We start from the raw sequence: 14,375 nt of genomic DNA, 5'->3' as shown, positions 1-14,375 counted from the left end.
TTATTTTTCAGCAGGTGCCTTTTGTTTAGCCAACCAAGTAGCAACTTGATCGATTTCTTCAGCGCTCATCGATTCCTTCTGTGCAGGCATTTTACCGCCGCCCTTGCCGTTCGTTACAATATCAACGATCTCCTCTTTCGAGAGGCGATCGCCGATGCCGTTGAAGCCGGGAATGCCTGCGCTCTCATTGCCTTTCAAATCATTGCCGTGACAGCCGACGCAACGCGCTTTCAAAATGTCAACCGCCGGGTCGTTCTTGTCCACGATCGGAACAACAGCAACCTCTTGGCCAGGCTTGATTCCTTTCTTGGCCGCTTCAGCTGCTGCTTCGCGGGCCCTTTCCTCACGGAGTTTATGCTCCGGAACCGTGTTCGTTTTTTCCAGCTCATGCGTGTAGTGATCCCATGACACTTTAGTCAGGTAGAACACCGAGATGAGCGCCATAAACATTAGCGTCGCTGCAACAGGACGTCTGTAGAAACGGCGTTCCTTGCCTGTATCCAAAAATGGAGCAAGCAGCAAAGCGCCAAAGGCAATACCAGGAATGCCGATCGTACCCAGAACGACATAGTCTTGCGAAACGTACGGATATTTCAAAAATTGATACAGGAACAGGAAGTACCAGTCCGGCATCGGAATAAATGCTGCGTTAGTCGGGTCTGCCGGATAGCCCAGCGGCGCCGGCTCCGCAATTGTCAATACAAGAAATCCGACAAGTACAACGACGCCTACCATCCATTCCTTAAGCAGGAAGTTCGGAACGAAAGCTTCCGATTTGCCTGGATAGGCTGTGTAGTCTGGCGGAACTGTATCATAACCGCCCGGTTTTTTGCGAACGCGGGAGTCACCGACATAAACGACTTTTTCTTTCGAATTGTGGCCGTGTGCCATTCACAAATTGCCTCCCTTCGGCTTATAGTGGTCCCGAAATGCCTTGCTTCCGGATCATAAAGAAGTGAGCCGCAAGAAGCGCAAGCAACGCGCCTGGCAAGAAGAAGACGTGAATCGCAAAGAAGCGCGTGAGCGTTTCTGCACCGACGATCTCGCCGCCTTGCATCAATTCTTTAATATAGACACCGATGTACGGTACAGATTCTGCAATCTGAATACCAACTTTTGTGGCGAAGTAAGCTTTGTTATCCCAAGGCAGCAGATAGCCTGTGAAGCCCAGAGCGAGCATGATGAAGAAGATCAGCATACCAACAACCCAGTTCATTTCGCGAGGCGCCTTATAGGAGCCTGTAAAGAACACGCGCAATGTATGCAGAAACATCATGACGATAACAAGACTTGCGCCCCAGTGGTGCATTCCGCGTACAATACCGCCGAAGGCCACTTTATGTTGTAAGTAGTCAACACTTTTGTAAGCGTTGATAATGTCCGGCACGAAATACATCGTTAAGAACATACCGGATAGAATTTGAATAACCGTAATGAAAAACGTCAGACCGCCGAAACAATACACGAATGCAGAGAAATGGTGCGCAGGGTTAACATGTTCCGGAACTTCATGATCCGCAACGTCCCTCCACATCGGCGTAATATCAACACGTTCGTCAATCCAATTGTAAATGCTTTTAAACATCTGAAGTTACGCCCTCCTTATTTTACTCGTGTATTAGCTTTAATCGGTCCGAGGTAAACCCAGCCGTCCTTTAGCTGCACTTCATACTCATCAAGCGGCTTTGGAGCCACGGTCAAGTTTTTGCCTTCTTTCGTATAGTGCGCATCATGACAAGGACAAACATATTGATTGTTGTTGTTCGTGTTCCAGCCGATTGTACAGCCGAGATGCTTGCACACTGGAGAAAGCGCAAAAATTTCCCCTTTCTCGTCCTTGGTGATCCAAGCGGCCAGCTCGGGGTCGCTCACGTACCAACCGTCAATCTGGTGAATATTGAATTTGAATTCCTGCGGTTCATTCGTGATCTTCGATTCCTCAACCACTTTAATTAAAGAACCGGTTTCTTTCTTTTTCAAAATCGGATCAACCGCAAAACGAATCATAGGAAGCGTCATGCCAGCAGCCATAAATGCACCTGCTCCGCCAAGCGTATACGACAAAAATTGACGGCGCGACATTCCCTTCCGTTTCACCGGCTGATGTTCATTATCGTGTTGTTCGTGGTTACTCATCTTCTGTTCTACCCCCTTTGCCAACCATATCTTGCGTTCTGCCAGAAAACGGCAAAACGAATGACGAACTAGGACATTACTTATAATAGCCTAGGTGCTATGGAGCGTCAAGAATGCTAAGGAGATAATCATAACGTAACAAAATCGGTTTTTAAATTTGTTATTATTTTGTCACATTTGACCTCATCTGGCATTGTTTTTCCCCAACCGTTCACACCTTATTCAAAAACTCTCCTAATTCTCTGCCACAATTACTTTGTTAGCCACAATTCGCGCACTTGCCGGCTTACTTCTTCCGCTGTTGGCGGCTCTCCGGCTGCAGTCATTCCAATCACGAGATCGGCGGAGGACTTCACAGCCTCTTCAGCCGCAACCGGAAATGCAGTCACGACGATAACATGCCGAAATCCGGCCTCCTTCAAGCTGGTGCAGAGATTGTCGATCTGCTTCGCTCCTGGCTCGTCCCATTGGCAATAGTGGCAGGCCGGGTATGTCACGATTCTGCCTTTGAAGGGAATTTCCAGGACATCAAGCACATCTCTCAAGGACTCAAGCGCCTCGGTCGCCTCAAATGGCATTTCACTTCCCGCCAGTCCGGTAACCGGCAAAACTGCGGTATCCAGATAAGGCTGCAGGCTTGCCCATTGATCAGGAGTCAGTTCGCTAAACTTCATTATCCACCTATCCCTTATTAATATGTACCAACTTCTTCATCCTATCATGTTGTTCCGACAAAAAAAAGCCCTGTTTTGTATGAATTGCGGAGCAAGACCTCACTCCTATCATAACTGTACAAGGCTTTTTGTCATGTATTTTTATTTGTTCCCGTCTAGTCTCCAAGCGTCTTCAACTCTTCTGTCAGCCGTTGAAACCTTTCTTTGTCCCCTGTCGCAAGCGCCTGGTCAATCGCTTGATAGATTTGTTCCGATCGAAATTTCAGCAGTGCTTCATCAAGCACCATTTCAGCAGCTAAACCCAATAACGCTTCATTTGCCACTTTCATTCTATCCATAGGATACACCTCCAAGTATTCGCTACAGAGATCCTATTCAATCATATTCAATTCGAAATAGCGCCGTATCCTATGTTGGCCCTGCTCCGACTGAATGTGCGGATGTCTAACATCTCAGGCGGCTTATTCCAAAACAAGTGCTTCATCATCATCCAGATTCAGGCCGGCTACAACCGCTCTGCCTAGCGGAGTAGCGCGAATCACTCTGCCGCAAAGTTCATGCTCTCCGAGCTTCAACAGCCCGAGATGCAGCATCATCGCGACGATCCGCTGTTCAAAAATGGCATCTGACTTATCGTAGTAGTAAGGCCGAATGTAAGGCATCAGCGCCTTTTTTAACGAATCGGCACTAACCCATTTAGCGGCAAGCCGGTCGATCCAATAAACGAGTGAACGCAAATTCGGTATTGCGTTTTTATAGAGCCTCAGCCAGAACCGATATAGCTCATCCGGAGCTTCCGGCAGCTTCTTCATTTGGCGCTCTTGCCCGGCAGGAGTTAAGGCAAGCAGTGCTTGCTGCTCAGATATCCAGCCCTTGTAATAACAGTAATCATAGAGCAGTGACATCCGATCCGGATATTCCTTCATGCGGCGTCCATAACCGAAGCGCCATTCTCCCCTGGCCGGAAGCTCCTCCCTGATGCCAAAGCGCTCCATCATCTGCAGCACATTGCGCTTGTACATCATCCCATCGACAGTTAGCGAAATTTCATTATGATGTACATAAGTAAGCAATTCGACTACATCCTCGCCCAGCAATTGCTGCTCGTCCCGATATGCATCGGGCTCGTCGTGCAAATATTGAAGCTCGAGGCCCAAACGCCGTTCCAGCGCTTCGCGGAATCTTATTTTTACGTCAGAGGGTATATGGAACAAATAGCGGTCTGGTCCCGCATGACCGTTAAACAGCCAGCCGTAATGTTTAAAACGTATAATTGTATCCCGCGGGCCTGGCGGCTGAGCAGGCTGCTCGGCTTTTGCCTGCTTTCTTCTTTTCCCCGTTTTACCCGCTTTTCCGCTTGCACCGCGCTCTGTTAAAGCTTCTGAAGCAGATGCATCCTCAGCTTGCCACTCAGTTCCGTTATCGAACTTGCTTTGCTGCACTCTAGCAATTAGCTCTTCCAGACTAAAAGCGTTTCTTGGATCAAACAGCAAGGAATTCATAAAACGCAAATCTTCCATTTTCATCGTACTAATCTGATTTTCAAAGACGTCGCGCCGACCAATCGCTTGCAATATGGACTGGATAAGCTCGTTTTTGGAATGGCCATTGCATTCGCATTGGTACGTATTTGCGATTCGCCCCAATTGTCCGATATCTGCATATCCCAGCATATCCGCCAAGTTCATTGCCCACCCTCCATTCATCTGCCCTGTTGTACTACCATTATGGGAACAATAAACTGATTTAATAACATCAAGCCAAAAAAAAGAATCCCGGGCAGGCATGGCGATTAGATCGTCTCCTGCGGGATTCCCCTTGTTCACTAATATGTAATGAGCCAAGAAGAAACGGTTCCACCGTCTTTAATTAGACGGGTGCGTTTCTCAGGGTGATACTTAGAATTTATCAGCTAAAAGTTTATAAATTCTATATCACTAAGAAGAAACGGCTGACGCCGTCCTTGGCGCGAGGCAAGTTTCTTCCCCTGAAATTTTATAGCATTTATCGAGTGAAACTTATAAATGCTATAAAATCAAAATATCGGCCCTCTATTCCTCTAAATGAAGCGTACAGTTATGCAGCAGCGGCTCCCAGCCGTCATCCCCCTGCCGCATAATCGAAAAGGCCATATTGACAATGGGCTTATTTTCTAATGATTCGCACATTCCTTTCAGCAACTGCGCCAGCAAGCTACCGTGAGTGACCACTAAAATATTTTGCTGCGGATACCGCTCAGCCAGCTCGTTAATAAAGCTTAGGGCGCGTGTGCGGAGTTGCCCGTCCGTTTCCTGGCCTACGTCTGCTTGCCGCCAATCCTTGCCCCAACGGGACAGCCGTTCTTCCTCTGTCGTCCCTTCGACGATGCCAAAATTGCGCTCGCGCAGGCGCGCCTCTGCCGGAAGCAGCGGTATTTCCAGCCTGTTTGCAATAATTTCTGCCGTCTGCGCCGCTCTGGACAAATCACTCGAAACGATGGCATCCCACTTCTGCTCATCTTTTTCCCGGTACAAGCGCTCTGCCAGGGCTTCAGCCTGACGTCTCCCTTCCTCATTGAGCGAAATATTCGTTTGTCCTTGAATTTTCCCTAAAGCATTCCAATCTGTTCTTCCATGACGAATCAAGCCGATCCGCATTGTCGGTCTTCCCCCTTCCTTCTTCACAAGAAGTAACGGCTGACGCCCGTTTTGGGCGCTTTCGCTATGTTTATTCCTCTATAACTATAAGCTAGGTATATTATATGTCGATAAAAATAAAAATCTCCAGCATAAGCTGGAGCGAGGCCGGCTGCTGCGCCCTCTAATGTCTTGTTCGTGACAGCCAATTTAAAATGAGCAATGTCATCACAATGCCGAGCAGCGAGAGTGCAATCCAATATTGGGGCACTGTCGGCACTACATTAAGCACGATTGGGTCGCTTATGCTCGCCACAGGCACATCTGCATAAAAATCATTTGTAAACATCGGCACATCACTGGTAGCGTTAGCCGTCTCAAGCAGTCCTGTCAATTTCTTGACCGAGGCGTCCTCAGCGCTGCCAGTTAAAAAATAATATAAGCCGCTAATGAAAATTGCCATACACCCGGCAATGACTGCTGCAACATTGCGGCGGAATTTCCTGGTAAACTGGTAGCTGCGGCTGGCAACCGGCATCAACCACGACTGTTCTTCATAAATCCGGTCCATCACGCCGCGATTGACATGATCGATTGGCCCTGCCTCATCATTATATTCAGAGAAACAACGAATTAATTGCTCGCTTTCCTCCCACAGACGAAATTCTTCCCGGCATTCCGCGCAAACTTGCAAATGTTCATCGACAGCCTGCCGTTCCGCATCGTCTTCGGGCAAATCCCAATAAACGCCGAACGATTGTTGAACTTCCAGGCATTTCATCGCATTTTCATCCCCTCGAATTCATCCAGCAACGGCGACTTCCCAAAATACGGCTCCAACTGAGCCTTGACACTGTTGCGTGCACGAAACAATAGCGATTTGACCGAACTGACAGTCTGTCCGAGTATGTTGGCAATTTCTTGGTAGTCTAACTGATCGTACTCTCGCAATATCAATGCTGATCGCTGCTTCTCAGGCAATCGGTTGATCGCCTCTCGCACCATTGTCATACGCTCATTTTGCAGCAAGCGATGCTCCGGCAAGGAATCCGGAGGAGCTTCGGGCATTATATGTACTTCATCAAGTGAGACATTTCCTGCCTTCTGCTTGCGCAGTTCGCTCAATACCGTATTTCTGGCAATCGTGTACAGCCATGTGGAGAAGGAAGCATCTACTTCCCGGAACGAGTGCAAGCTGCGATACGCTTTATAGAACGTCTCCGAGCACAAATCTTCTGCCATCAGCTCAAGCTTGGAGCTCTTGAGCATGTGATAAATAAAGGCTAGGATTTTGCGTTGGTAGCGCCGCATAAGTTCCGAATATAGCTGTACGTTACCGTCCTTAATTTCACGTATTAACTGGGAATCGGTCATTGCGGGCGACCCTCCTTGGCCTTCGGAGTGACCCCAGTATCGGTATAACAGTTATACCGCTCCGGAGGAGAAAAGTTGCGCTCACAGTATGAATATTTCAAAACTATGTAGTATTGCGCTTAAAGATGTATTAATTCGTGATTTGCGACCAAAATCCTGCTTCTTTCGACATGATCGCGCACTCCATATTTTTACACGTGGCAAACCTCATTGTACCATATCATTTCATACACGTGGATGAAAATTTTCCAATGATTATCACATTTTCCTCGTGCATGCCATCCGTTTCCTCCATTGCCTGATTCCACAAGATCAGGCGGCCTATTGGGCGAACCCGAACGGACTGAGCGGACCTGAGGGGATCTGAGGGGATCTGAGCGACCGGAGCGGACCGCATACGTCTTGGTTGGCCTCTCAAAGCCGCCTTTTGAAGCTGAAAATCAGCCCCCTACGGTCCATCATATGCAGCTTTTTCTCCCTTTCGCCTCGATAAAAATAAAAAAAAGCCGCCTTAATTGGCGGCCCGCACATTGTGCGATGGATTTGGATAGGAGTGGAGAGAAACCATACTGTACTTTTATTATATGTATACGTTTTCATTTTGTCAATGGCCGATTTGTAAAATATTTTAAATACAGTTCAAAACGTGAAAACGGGCTTCCTCAATTATCTTTGCGATAACTTTGGAAGCCCGTTGCTTCTCGTACTACTGGCGAACCTCATAGCCGGCCTCTATCAGCTTTTGCACCGCCTGATCGAGATCTTCCTGCGTCCGGAATGACAACCGCAGCAAACCGGGCACATCCTCCCTGCTCTCAATAATTTGCATATTGCTCAAATTGATGCGTGCATTGCCGAGCTCGGTCGCTATTTTTCCAATTATGCCCGGATGATCGGGAACATCGATATAGCATTCATAAATCGAACGGATCATCCCTTTGCGCCGCTCAGGCAGCTGGCTGCGAAACTGTCCGGCCTCGAAAAAGGCAGCAGCGATTTTATCGCCTTCGCTATTTTCCAGCATATCGATAAACGAGGCTGTCTCCGCCTGCCAGTCCTTCAGCAGTTCAAGCAGCACGTGGCGGTTATTAATCAAGATATCGCGCCAAATTGTCGGATCGCTTGAAGCAATCCGGGTAATGTCGCGGAAACCGCCGGCTGCCAGCATGCTGTAAAGCGGATTCGCGCCATTATAGCGTCCGATCTGATTGACGAGCGCGACCGCTACAATATGAGGCAAATGGCTGATCGCGCCCACAATCTCATCATGCTGCTCCGGATCGACATGGACAATATGGGCGCGAGTAAGCTTTAGCAGCTCGGTCAGCCTGTCGACATGCTCTTGCGCCGTGTCCGGCTCCGGGGTAAGAACATAATAAGCGTTTTCCAGCAAATAAGAAGAAGCCGCTTCTACGCCTGAGCGCTCGCCGCCAGCCATCGGATGCCCGCCGATAAAGACGGCTCCGGACAGCTTCAATGAGCGGGCGCACGCTGCAATCGTAGCTTTCGTGCTGCCTACATCTGTAACGATGCAGCCGGGCTTCAACTCCATCTCGCTCAACTGGCGCAAATAAGGCTCAAGCGTGCTCACCGGTCCGCAAAGAAAAATAAAATCCGCATCGGCAACCGCATCGGCCACTGACGTCGTAGCATGATCGACCACGCCTCGCGCGATATATTTGGCTACAGACGATTCACGCGGAGAATGGCCGACAACAGTGAGTCCCGGCTTGCCTTTGAAGCAGAGCGCCAGAGAGCCGCCGATCAATCCGACGCCTAATATCGCTATCTTGGTCATAGTGTTAACCCAGCACCGCCGCTTCCTTCAGCACTTCCTCCAGCGCCTGGATAAATTTCTCGTTCTGCTCCTGGCTGCCTACAGTAATACGGATATGAGTCGGATAATGGCTCCACCGTGCACGAGAGACGATGCCGCGGCGCAGCAGCCCATCGAACACCTCCGCTGACGGCAGTTTGGCGTCGAACATAATGAAGTTGCCATGCGCCTCGAAATAAGACAAGCCCATTCGGTCAAATTGCGCCGTCATATAGGCAATCCCTTTTGCATTGCGTTCGCGGCATGATTCAATAAAGCCTGTATCGGCAATAGCCGCAGCGGCGGCAGCCTGGCCAAAACGGGTCGTGTTGAACGGCTCGCGCACTTGATTGATGTAGTGAATCAAATCGGCATGGCCGACGCCATAGCCTACCCGCAGCGACGCGAGCCCGTAAATTTTGGAGAACGTGCGCAGCACGATGATATTTTTGTACTTATTAAGCAGTCCAATGCTATCGCCATAACGTTTATCAGTTACATATTCCGCATAAGCTTCATCGAGTACTACGATGACATTAGCCGGCACCTGCTGCAAAAATTGCTCCAGCTCCTGCTTGTCGACGATCGTCCCCGTCGGATTGTTGGGGTTGCAGATCCATATTATTTTCGTCCGGTCCGTTACCTTGGCAAGCATGGCCTCAAGATCATGAGAGGCGTCCTCCCGCAGCGGCACCTCAATCGAGACCGCGCCTTCGATTTCCGAGTTATGCTTGTATTGCGGGAATGTTTCATGAGCCATAATCGTCTCGTCGCCAGGAACGAGATAAGCGCGGGCAAGCATCAGAATGACTTCGTCCGAGCCTGCGCCGAAAATAAGCTGGTTGCGTTCAACCTGCAAATATTCTGCAACAGCGGACGTGAGCGTTGTGCTGAAGCTGTCCGGGTAGATGCTGCAATTGTTAATTTCCGCTTGGATGGCCTCCTTCGCCTGCTCCGAACAGCCGAACGGATTTTCATTGGAAGCAAGTTTAATAACTTCAGTCAGGCCCAATTCGCGCTTTACTTCTTCAACCGGCTTGCCAGGCTGATATACAGGTAAATTCACAATACTTTGTTTTGGTTGCATTCAACGATCACCTCATCATAATAACTGTAGCCATTGTTACCTTCGCTAAACATTGTCTCACAACTTGTCCTCATTTTAAAGGGGATTTCAAAAAACCCCGTTCTCTGCTGATGCAACAGAAAACGGGGTTCACTTTATCCTATGAGCCGTTTTTCAAGCGGCTCACAAACTGCCGGATGTGCTCAAGGCCTTGCTGTTTTGTCTCCAGTACGGTCAAGAGCGGCAGCGCCTCTTCAATCTGGCGGACGATTGCACTGCCTACAATAACGCCATCGCTTTTTTCGGCGAACCGCTTCACCTGCTCATGGCTCGATATGCCGAAACCGACAGCAATCGGTGTGTCGGTAGCCTTTCTGACCGTCCCGAGAAAATCATCAATGCCCTGATAAAACTCAGCGCGTTCGCCGGTTACGCCCAGCGAGGAAACGCAGTATACAAAGCCGCGGGCATTGCGCGCAATGCGGGTAACCCGTTCATTCGAAGTAGGCGCCACCAGCGGGATGAGATGAATGTTCGCCGCTTCGGCCATTTGCAGCAGCTCGGCATTCTCCTCAATCGGCACATCAGGGATAATAAGACCGCTAATGCCTTTCTCGATAATGAGCTCGAAAAACGGCTGCAAGCCAAGTTGCAAGACCGGATTATAGTAAGTAAATAAAATAAAGGGCAGCTCTACGCCGGCTGCTCTTGCTTTGGCTGCAACCTCGATGCAATCTGCAATTGTAACCTGCTGCTGCAGCGCCCGTCCGGAAGCGCGCTGAATGACAGGGCCATCCGCAAGCGGATCGGAGTAAGGCACGCCCAGTTCGATCATACTGGCTCCCGCCTGCTCCAAAATTTGAATAATTTCAACAGAGGTTTGCAGATCCGGATCGCCAATCGTCAGGAAAGGTATAAGCGCAGCTTCACCTTTGTCCCGCAGCTCGCTAAATACAGCATCAATGCGATTCATGCCCGTTCCCCCCTAAATAACCCATTATTGCTTGTACATCCTTGTCCCCGCGACCCGACAAACTGACTACAATCGTCTTGTCCGGGCTTAATGTCGGCGCCAGCTTCATAACCTGTGCAATGGCATGCGCCGACTCCAGCGCAGGAATAATGCCTTCTGTCCGCGACAGCAGCTGCAGCGCTTCAAGCGCCTCCGCATCCGTAATCGGCAAATATTGCGCCCGACCGGAATCTTTCAAATAAGCGTGCTCTGGCCCGACGCCCGGATAGTCCAGCCCCGCCGATATGGAGTGTGCAGGCAGCACTTGTCCAAACTTATCCTGCAGCAAGTAGCTGAGCGAGCCCTGGAATACGCCGTGGCTTCCTTTCGTCATCGTCGCTGCATGCTGCTCCGTATCTACACCTTTGCCTGCAGCCTCAACGCCGATCATCCGCACAGACGCATCATCAATAAACGGATAGAACATTCCCATCGCATTGCTTCCGCCGCCCACTGCCGCGACAACATAATCAGGCAGCCGGCCGGTTTCCTGCAAAATTTGCTCGCGCGACTCATCCCCGATGACGCGCTGAAAATCGCGCACCATCATCGGATACGGATGAGGGCCTGTAACCGATCCTAAAATATAGTACGTATCCTGAACATTGCTCACCCAGTAGCGCAGCGTTTCATTACAGGCATCCTTGAGCGTGCGCGTGCCCGACATGACCGGAACCACCTCGGCCCCGAGCAGCTGCATCCGGAATACGTTCAGCTCCTGCCGCTTCGTATCCTCTTCACCCATAAATACCTTGCATTCCAGGCCGAGCAGCGCAGCGACCGTTGCTGATGCTACCCCGTGCTGGCCGGCGCCGGTTTCGGCGATAACCTTCTTTTTGCCCATCCGCTTGGCCAGTACGCCTTGGCCGATCGTGTTGTTGATCTTGTGGGCGCCTGTATGGTTCAGGTCTTCCCGCTTCAAATAAATTTTGGCGCCGCCCAGATGCTGAGAAAGACGCTCCGCGTAGTATAATGACGTTGGACGTCCAGAATATTTATTTAATAAATAACGAACTTCCGCAATAAAACCAGGATCTTTGGCATAATGCCGGTAAGCTTCCTCTAGTTCTAGCAACGCATTCATCAGCGTTTCGGGCACATAACGCCCGCCAAATTTGCCGAATCGTCCGTTTTCATCCGGAGTTTGATTCATGCGCCTTTCACCCTTTCCGTAAAACGAATAATTTTCGCAACATCTTTATTGCCTTCAGTCTCTACTCCACTGGAAACGTCAACACCGTCCGGTCTGTAGTCCGAGAGAAGCTCCGCCACATTGTCCGGATGCAGTCCTCCTGCTACATAGAGCGGAATCCCCATTTTTCGCGCTTCTATTGCATACGCATCAATAACATGCCAGGCGAAGGTTTTTCCCGTTCCGCCGCCAGCCGTATCTAGCAATACAGCATCGACAGCGCCAGCGTAAGCCGCAAGCCGCTCCGGTCCGGCTCCGGCCGCCACCAAATTTTCTTTGCCGCATTCCGCTTCTTCGGCGGTAACTGAAAATACCTTCCACACGTCTACGGCATGTTTTGCTTTAATCGCCCGGCACAGCTCCGGTGTTTCCCCGCCATGCAGTTGTACCACATCAAGCGGCGCCTCAGCAAGCATTTGTCCGATTTCCGCTAATTCCATATTAACAACGACACCCACAGTACGCGGACTGCTTCCCGACGGCGTCGTCAGCCGCTTCACTTCGTCAATCAGCATCGCCGCCTGTGCAGGCAGCACCTGGCGGCGGCTTGCGGCGAAGACGAACCCGATCTCGTCAATCGGCAGCCCAGCAAGCTGACGGATCGTCTCTGCATCCTGCAAACCGCAAATTTTCAGTCTCACCTGCCGCTCCCTGCTCATTGAGCCGCTACCTGGCCAAGCAATTGATCGACTGCAAGCCGCACATCCGGCTGGCGCATAAAATGCTCGCCGACCAAGATGCCTTTTGCCCCCGCTTGCTCAACAAACGCTACATCCGCCGGGTTTGCAATCGCGCTTTCGCTTATAACAGTCACATTCGCCGGCGCGAGTGCCGCAAGCGCTTTGGTCGTGTTCAAATCTGTCGAGAACGTTTTAAGATCGCGGTTGTTGATGCCGACTAACGTCGCTTTATTCAGCTCAAGCACACGCTCCATTTCTTCGCGGTCATGAACCTCAACGAGCACATCCAGGCCAATCGATTTCGCGATATCATAAAGCTCGGCAAGCTCGGACTGGCTTAAAATAGCCGCAATCAGCAATACAGCATCGGCACCGATGATCCGCGCCTCATAAACTTGCCGATAATCGATTATAAAATCTTTGCGCAGCAGCGGGACAGTTACAGCGCCGCTGATCGCCGTCAAATATTGATTTGACCCTTGGAAATAAGTCTCATCCGTCAACACGGAAATGCAATCCGCACCTGCTGCTTGATAGGTTTGCGCCAGCTCTAGCGGATGAAAATCGGCACGAATCAGTCCTTTTGACGGAGAAGCTTTCTTCACCTCGGCAATCAGCCCCATTCTCCGCTTGCGCCCTGCCGTCAATGCCCGTTCAAAGCCGCGGCAAGGCGCAAGCCCGGCGATCTGCTTCTCATAGGCGTCCAATGAAAAATGCTCGGCAAGCGCCGCCACCTCTTGCCGCTTTGTCGCTACAATTTTATCAAGAAACATGTGCTACCTCTCCTGTCGTTTCAATCAAGCAAGTCAGTTTTGCCGCCGCCTTGCCGGAATCAATCATTGCCGCAGCAGCTTCTACGCCTTCGCGCAGCGTTGGCGCCGCTCCTCCAATATAAATGCAAGCACCCGCATTCGCAAGCACGATCTCACGGTACGCGCCCTGTTCCTCCCCATTAAAAATCCGATGGATGATTGTCGCATTCTCCGCTGCATCGCCGCCAATGACCGCAGACAGCGGGCGCGAAGTCAAACCGAGCTCCTCCGGCGTAATGTCATAAGTCCGCACCTTGCCATCCTGCAACTCAGAAATTTGAGTAGGCGCCGAAATACTTATTTCGTCCAGCCCGTCATGACTACTCACAACCATCGCCCGCTTCAAGCCGAGCTCGTCAAGCACCTCCGCAACAACGCCCGTGCGTGAGCGGTCGTACAGCCCCAGCAATTGACGATCGGCTCCTGCAGGATTCGTGAGCGGGCCGAGCATATTGAAAATCGTGCGGACGCCGATTTCGCGCCGCGGCGCTGCAGCATGCTTGAGTGAAGGATGATAAAGCTGGGCGAACATAAAGCAAATGCCGATCGATTGCAGACAGTCCGCCGCCTGCTCAGCCGATAATGAAATGTTGACGCCGAGCGCCTCCAGCACATCCGCGCTGCCCGCCTTGCCGGACATCGCTCTGTTGCCGTGCTTTGCCACCCGGACACCTGCGGCAGCGGCAATCATTGCCGAAGCGGTGGAAATATTAAATTTGTGAATGCCGGAGCCGCCGGTCCCGCAAGTGTCGAGCAGCCCCTCCTGCTCTGCCTCTACCCGGTTCGAGTGCGCCCGCATCGACTCGGCAAAGCCGGTAATTTCGTCCTTCGTCTCGCCTTTCATTCTCAGCGCGGTCACAACCGCGCCGATTTGCGAGCCGGTCGCCTCTCCGCGCATAATAATACCCATCACATCACGCGCCTGTTCGCGAGTCAGATTATTTCCGCTCATAATGGCAGCCAGTGCGCGCTGCATCGTCATCATTTCGCTTGTCATC

General features: G+C 50.8%; 16 protein-coding genes. All 16 read right to left on the bottom strand.

Going from position 1 to position 14,375, the window contains the following annotated elements; genetic code table 11:
* The 16 genes from ACFQ0N_RS04560 to trpD all read right to left on the bottom strand — a co-directional run bounded on the left by ACFQ0N_RS04560 (position 1) and on the right by trpD (position 14,374).
* Positions 1-891 carry a c-type cytochrome gene (locus ACFQ0N_RS04560; protein ID WP_379323284.1) on the bottom strand — a complete coding sequence of 297 codons (891 nt, stop codon included), beginning with the start codon at positions 889-891 and terminating at the stop codon, positions 1-3.
* 22 nt (positions 892-913) lie between these two features.
* Positions 914-1,585 carry a menaquinol-cytochrome c reductase cytochrome b subunit gene (gene qcrB / locus ACFQ0N_RS04555; RefSeq protein WP_379323282.1) on the bottom strand — a complete coding sequence of 224 codons (672 nt, stop codon included), beginning with the start codon at positions 1,583-1,585 and terminating at the stop codon, positions 914-916.
* A gap of 17 nt (positions 1,586-1,602) precedes the next feature.
* On the bottom strand, positions 1,603-2,136 hold the full coding sequence (locus ACFQ0N_RS04550; protein WP_379323280.1) for a Rieske (2Fe-2S) protein: 534 nt from the start codon (positions 2,134-2,136) through the stop codon (positions 1,603-1,605).
* A gap of 251 nt (positions 2,137-2,387) precedes the next feature.
* The gene (locus ACFQ0N_RS04545) at positions 2,388-2,810 is read right to left on the bottom strand and encodes a DUF2487 family protein (RefSeq protein ID WP_379323278.1); all 423 of its coding nucleotides are present in this window, start codon (positions 2,808-2,810) and stop codon (positions 2,388-2,390) included.
* A 155-nt stretch (positions 2,811-2,965) separates the two neighbouring features.
* Complete coding sequence (locus ACFQ0N_RS04540; RefSeq protein WP_379323276.1) at positions 2,966-3,148, bottom strand: IDEAL domain-containing protein; 183 nt, start codon at positions 3,146-3,148, stop codon at positions 2,966-2,968.
* 123 nt (positions 3,149-3,271) lie between these two features.
* Positions 3,272-4,498, bottom strand: a complete 1,227-nt coding sequence (locus ACFQ0N_RS04535; RefSeq protein ID WP_379323274.1) for a hypothetical protein — start codon at positions 4,496-4,498, stop codon at positions 3,272-3,274.
* A gap of 363 nt (positions 4,499-4,861) precedes the next feature.
* Positions 4,862-5,446, bottom strand: coding sequence for a histidine phosphatase family protein (locus tag ACFQ0N_RS04530; RefSeq protein ID WP_379323272.1), 585 nt, complete (start codon positions 5,444-5,446; stop codon positions 4,862-4,864).
* A 163-nt stretch (positions 5,447-5,609) separates the two neighbouring features.
* The gene (locus ACFQ0N_RS04525) at positions 5,610-6,206 is read right to left on the bottom strand and encodes an anti-sigma factor family protein (RefSeq protein WP_379323270.1); all 597 of its coding nucleotides are present in this window, start codon (positions 6,204-6,206) and stop codon (positions 5,610-5,612) included.
* On the bottom strand, positions 6,203-6,799 hold the full coding sequence (locus tag ACFQ0N_RS04520) for an RNA polymerase sigma factor (RefSeq protein ID WP_379323267.1): 597 nt from the start codon (positions 6,797-6,799) through the stop codon (positions 6,203-6,205). The genes ACFQ0N_RS04525 and ACFQ0N_RS04520 overlap by 4 nt, the downstream gene beginning before the upstream one ends.
* Positions 6,800-7,505: 706 nt before the next feature.
* Complete coding sequence (locus ACFQ0N_RS04515) at positions 7,506-8,597, bottom strand: prephenate dehydrogenase (RefSeq protein WP_379323265.1); 1,092 nt, start codon at positions 8,595-8,597, stop codon at positions 7,506-7,508.
* Positions 8,598-8,601: 4 nt separating this feature from the next.
* Positions 8,602-9,702: a histidinol-phosphate transaminase gene (gene hisC, locus ACFQ0N_RS04510; protein ID WP_379323263.1), complete on the bottom strand. Its 1,101-nt coding sequence runs from the start codon at positions 9,700-9,702 to the stop codon at positions 8,602-8,604.
* Positions 9,703-9,841: 139 nt separating this feature from the next.
* Positions 9,842-10,654 carry a tryptophan synthase subunit alpha gene (gene trpA, locus ACFQ0N_RS04505; RefSeq protein WP_379323261.1) on the bottom strand — a complete coding sequence of 271 codons (813 nt, stop codon included), beginning with the start codon at positions 10,652-10,654 and terminating at the stop codon, positions 9,842-9,844.
* Entirely contained in the window at positions 10,641-11,846 is a 1,206-nt protein-coding gene (gene trpB / locus ACFQ0N_RS04500) for a tryptophan synthase subunit beta (protein WP_379323259.1), read from the bottom strand. Before trpB ends, trpA begins: the two co-directional genes overlap by 14 nt.
* Entirely contained in the window at positions 11,843-12,544 is a 702-nt protein-coding gene (locus ACFQ0N_RS04495) for a phosphoribosylanthranilate isomerase (protein ID WP_379323257.1), read from the bottom strand. Before ACFQ0N_RS04495 ends, trpB begins: the two co-directional genes overlap by 4 nt.
* Positions 12,541-13,338 carry an indole-3-glycerol phosphate synthase TrpC gene (gene trpC, locus ACFQ0N_RS04490; RefSeq protein WP_379323255.1) on the bottom strand — a complete coding sequence of 266 codons (798 nt, stop codon included), beginning with the start codon at positions 13,336-13,338 and terminating at the stop codon, positions 12,541-12,543. The genes ACFQ0N_RS04495 and trpC overlap by 4 nt, the downstream gene beginning before the upstream one ends.
* Positions 13,328-14,374 (bottom strand): anthranilate phosphoribosyltransferase, encoded by a 1,047-nt coding sequence (gene trpD, locus ACFQ0N_RS04485; RefSeq protein WP_379323253.1) that lies wholly within the window; start codon positions 14,372-14,374, stop codon positions 13,328-13,330. Before trpD ends, trpC begins: the two co-directional genes overlap by 11 nt.
* Position 14,375: the final 1 nt, after the last annotated feature.

It is taken from the genome of Paenibacillus sp. GCM10027626, from assembly GCF_042676285.1.
In the GTDB taxonomy this organism is placed as follows: domain Bacteria; phylum Bacillota; class Bacilli; order Paenibacillales; family Paenibacillaceae; genus Paenibacillus_Z.
This window is presented reverse-complemented; position numbering and strand designations above follow the sequence as displayed.

What these genes read in the sequence shown, in the direction of transcription:
- ACFQ0N_RS04560 (WP_379323284.1), bottom strand. Translation starts at nt 891, where the DNA reads ATGGCACACGGCCACAATTCGAAAGAAAAAGTCGTTTATGTCGGTGAC.
- qcrB (WP_379323282.1), bottom strand. Translation starts at nt 1,585, where the DNA reads ATGTTTAAAAGCATTTACAATTGGATTGACGAACGTGTTGATATTACG.
- ACFQ0N_RS04550 (WP_379323280.1), bottom strand. Translation starts at nt 2,136, where the DNA reads ATGAGTAACCACGAACAACACGATAATGAACATCAGCCGGTGAAACGG.
- ACFQ0N_RS04545 (WP_379323278.1), bottom strand. Translation starts at nt 2,810, where the DNA reads ATGAAGTTTAGCGAACTGACTCCTGATCAATGGGCAAGCCTGCAGCCT.
- ACFQ0N_RS04540 (WP_379323276.1), bottom strand. Translation starts at nt 3,148, where the DNA reads ATGGATAGAATGAAAGTGGCAAATGAAGCGTTATTGGGTTTAGCTGCT.
- ACFQ0N_RS04535 (WP_379323274.1), bottom strand. Translation starts at nt 4,498, where the DNA reads ATGAACTTGGCGGATATGCTGGGATATGCAGATATCGGACAATTGGGG.
- ACFQ0N_RS04530 (WP_379323272.1), bottom strand. Translation starts at nt 5,446, where the DNA reads ATGCGGATCGGCTTGATTCGTCATGGAAGAACAGATTGGAATGCTTTA.
- ACFQ0N_RS04525 (WP_379323270.1), bottom strand. Translation starts at nt 6,206, where the DNA reads ATGAAATGCCTGGAAGTTCAACAATCGTTCGGCGTTTATTGGGATTTG.
- ACFQ0N_RS04520 (WP_379323267.1), bottom strand. Translation starts at nt 6,799, where the DNA reads ATGACCGATTCCCAGTTAATACGTGAAATTAAGGACGGTAACGTACAG.
- ACFQ0N_RS04515 (WP_379323265.1), bottom strand. Translation starts at nt 8,597, where the DNA reads ATGACCAAGATAGCGATATTAGGCGTCGGATTGATCGGCGGCTCTCTG.
- hisC (WP_379323263.1), bottom strand. Translation starts at nt 9,702, where the DNA reads ATGCAACCAAAACAAAGTATTGTGAATTTACCTGTATATCAGCCTGGC.
- trpA (WP_379323261.1), bottom strand. Translation starts at nt 10,654, where the DNA reads ATGAATCGCATTGATGCTGTATTTAGCGAGCTGCGGGACAAAGGTGAA.
- trpB (WP_379323259.1), bottom strand. Translation starts at nt 11,846, where the DNA reads ATGAATCAAACTCCGGATGAAAACGGACGATTCGGCAAATTTGGCGGG.
- ACFQ0N_RS04495 (WP_379323257.1), bottom strand. Translation starts at nt 12,544, where the DNA reads ATGAGCAGGGAGCGGCAGGTGAGACTGAAAATTTGCGGTTTGCAGGAT.
- trpC (WP_379323255.1), bottom strand. Translation starts at nt 13,338, where the DNA reads ATGTTTCTTGATAAAATTGTAGCGACAAAGCGGCAAGAGGTGGCGGCG.
- trpD (WP_379323253.1), bottom strand. Translation starts at nt 14,374, where the DNA reads ATGACAAGCGAAATGATGACGATGCAGCGCGCACTGGCTGCCATTATG.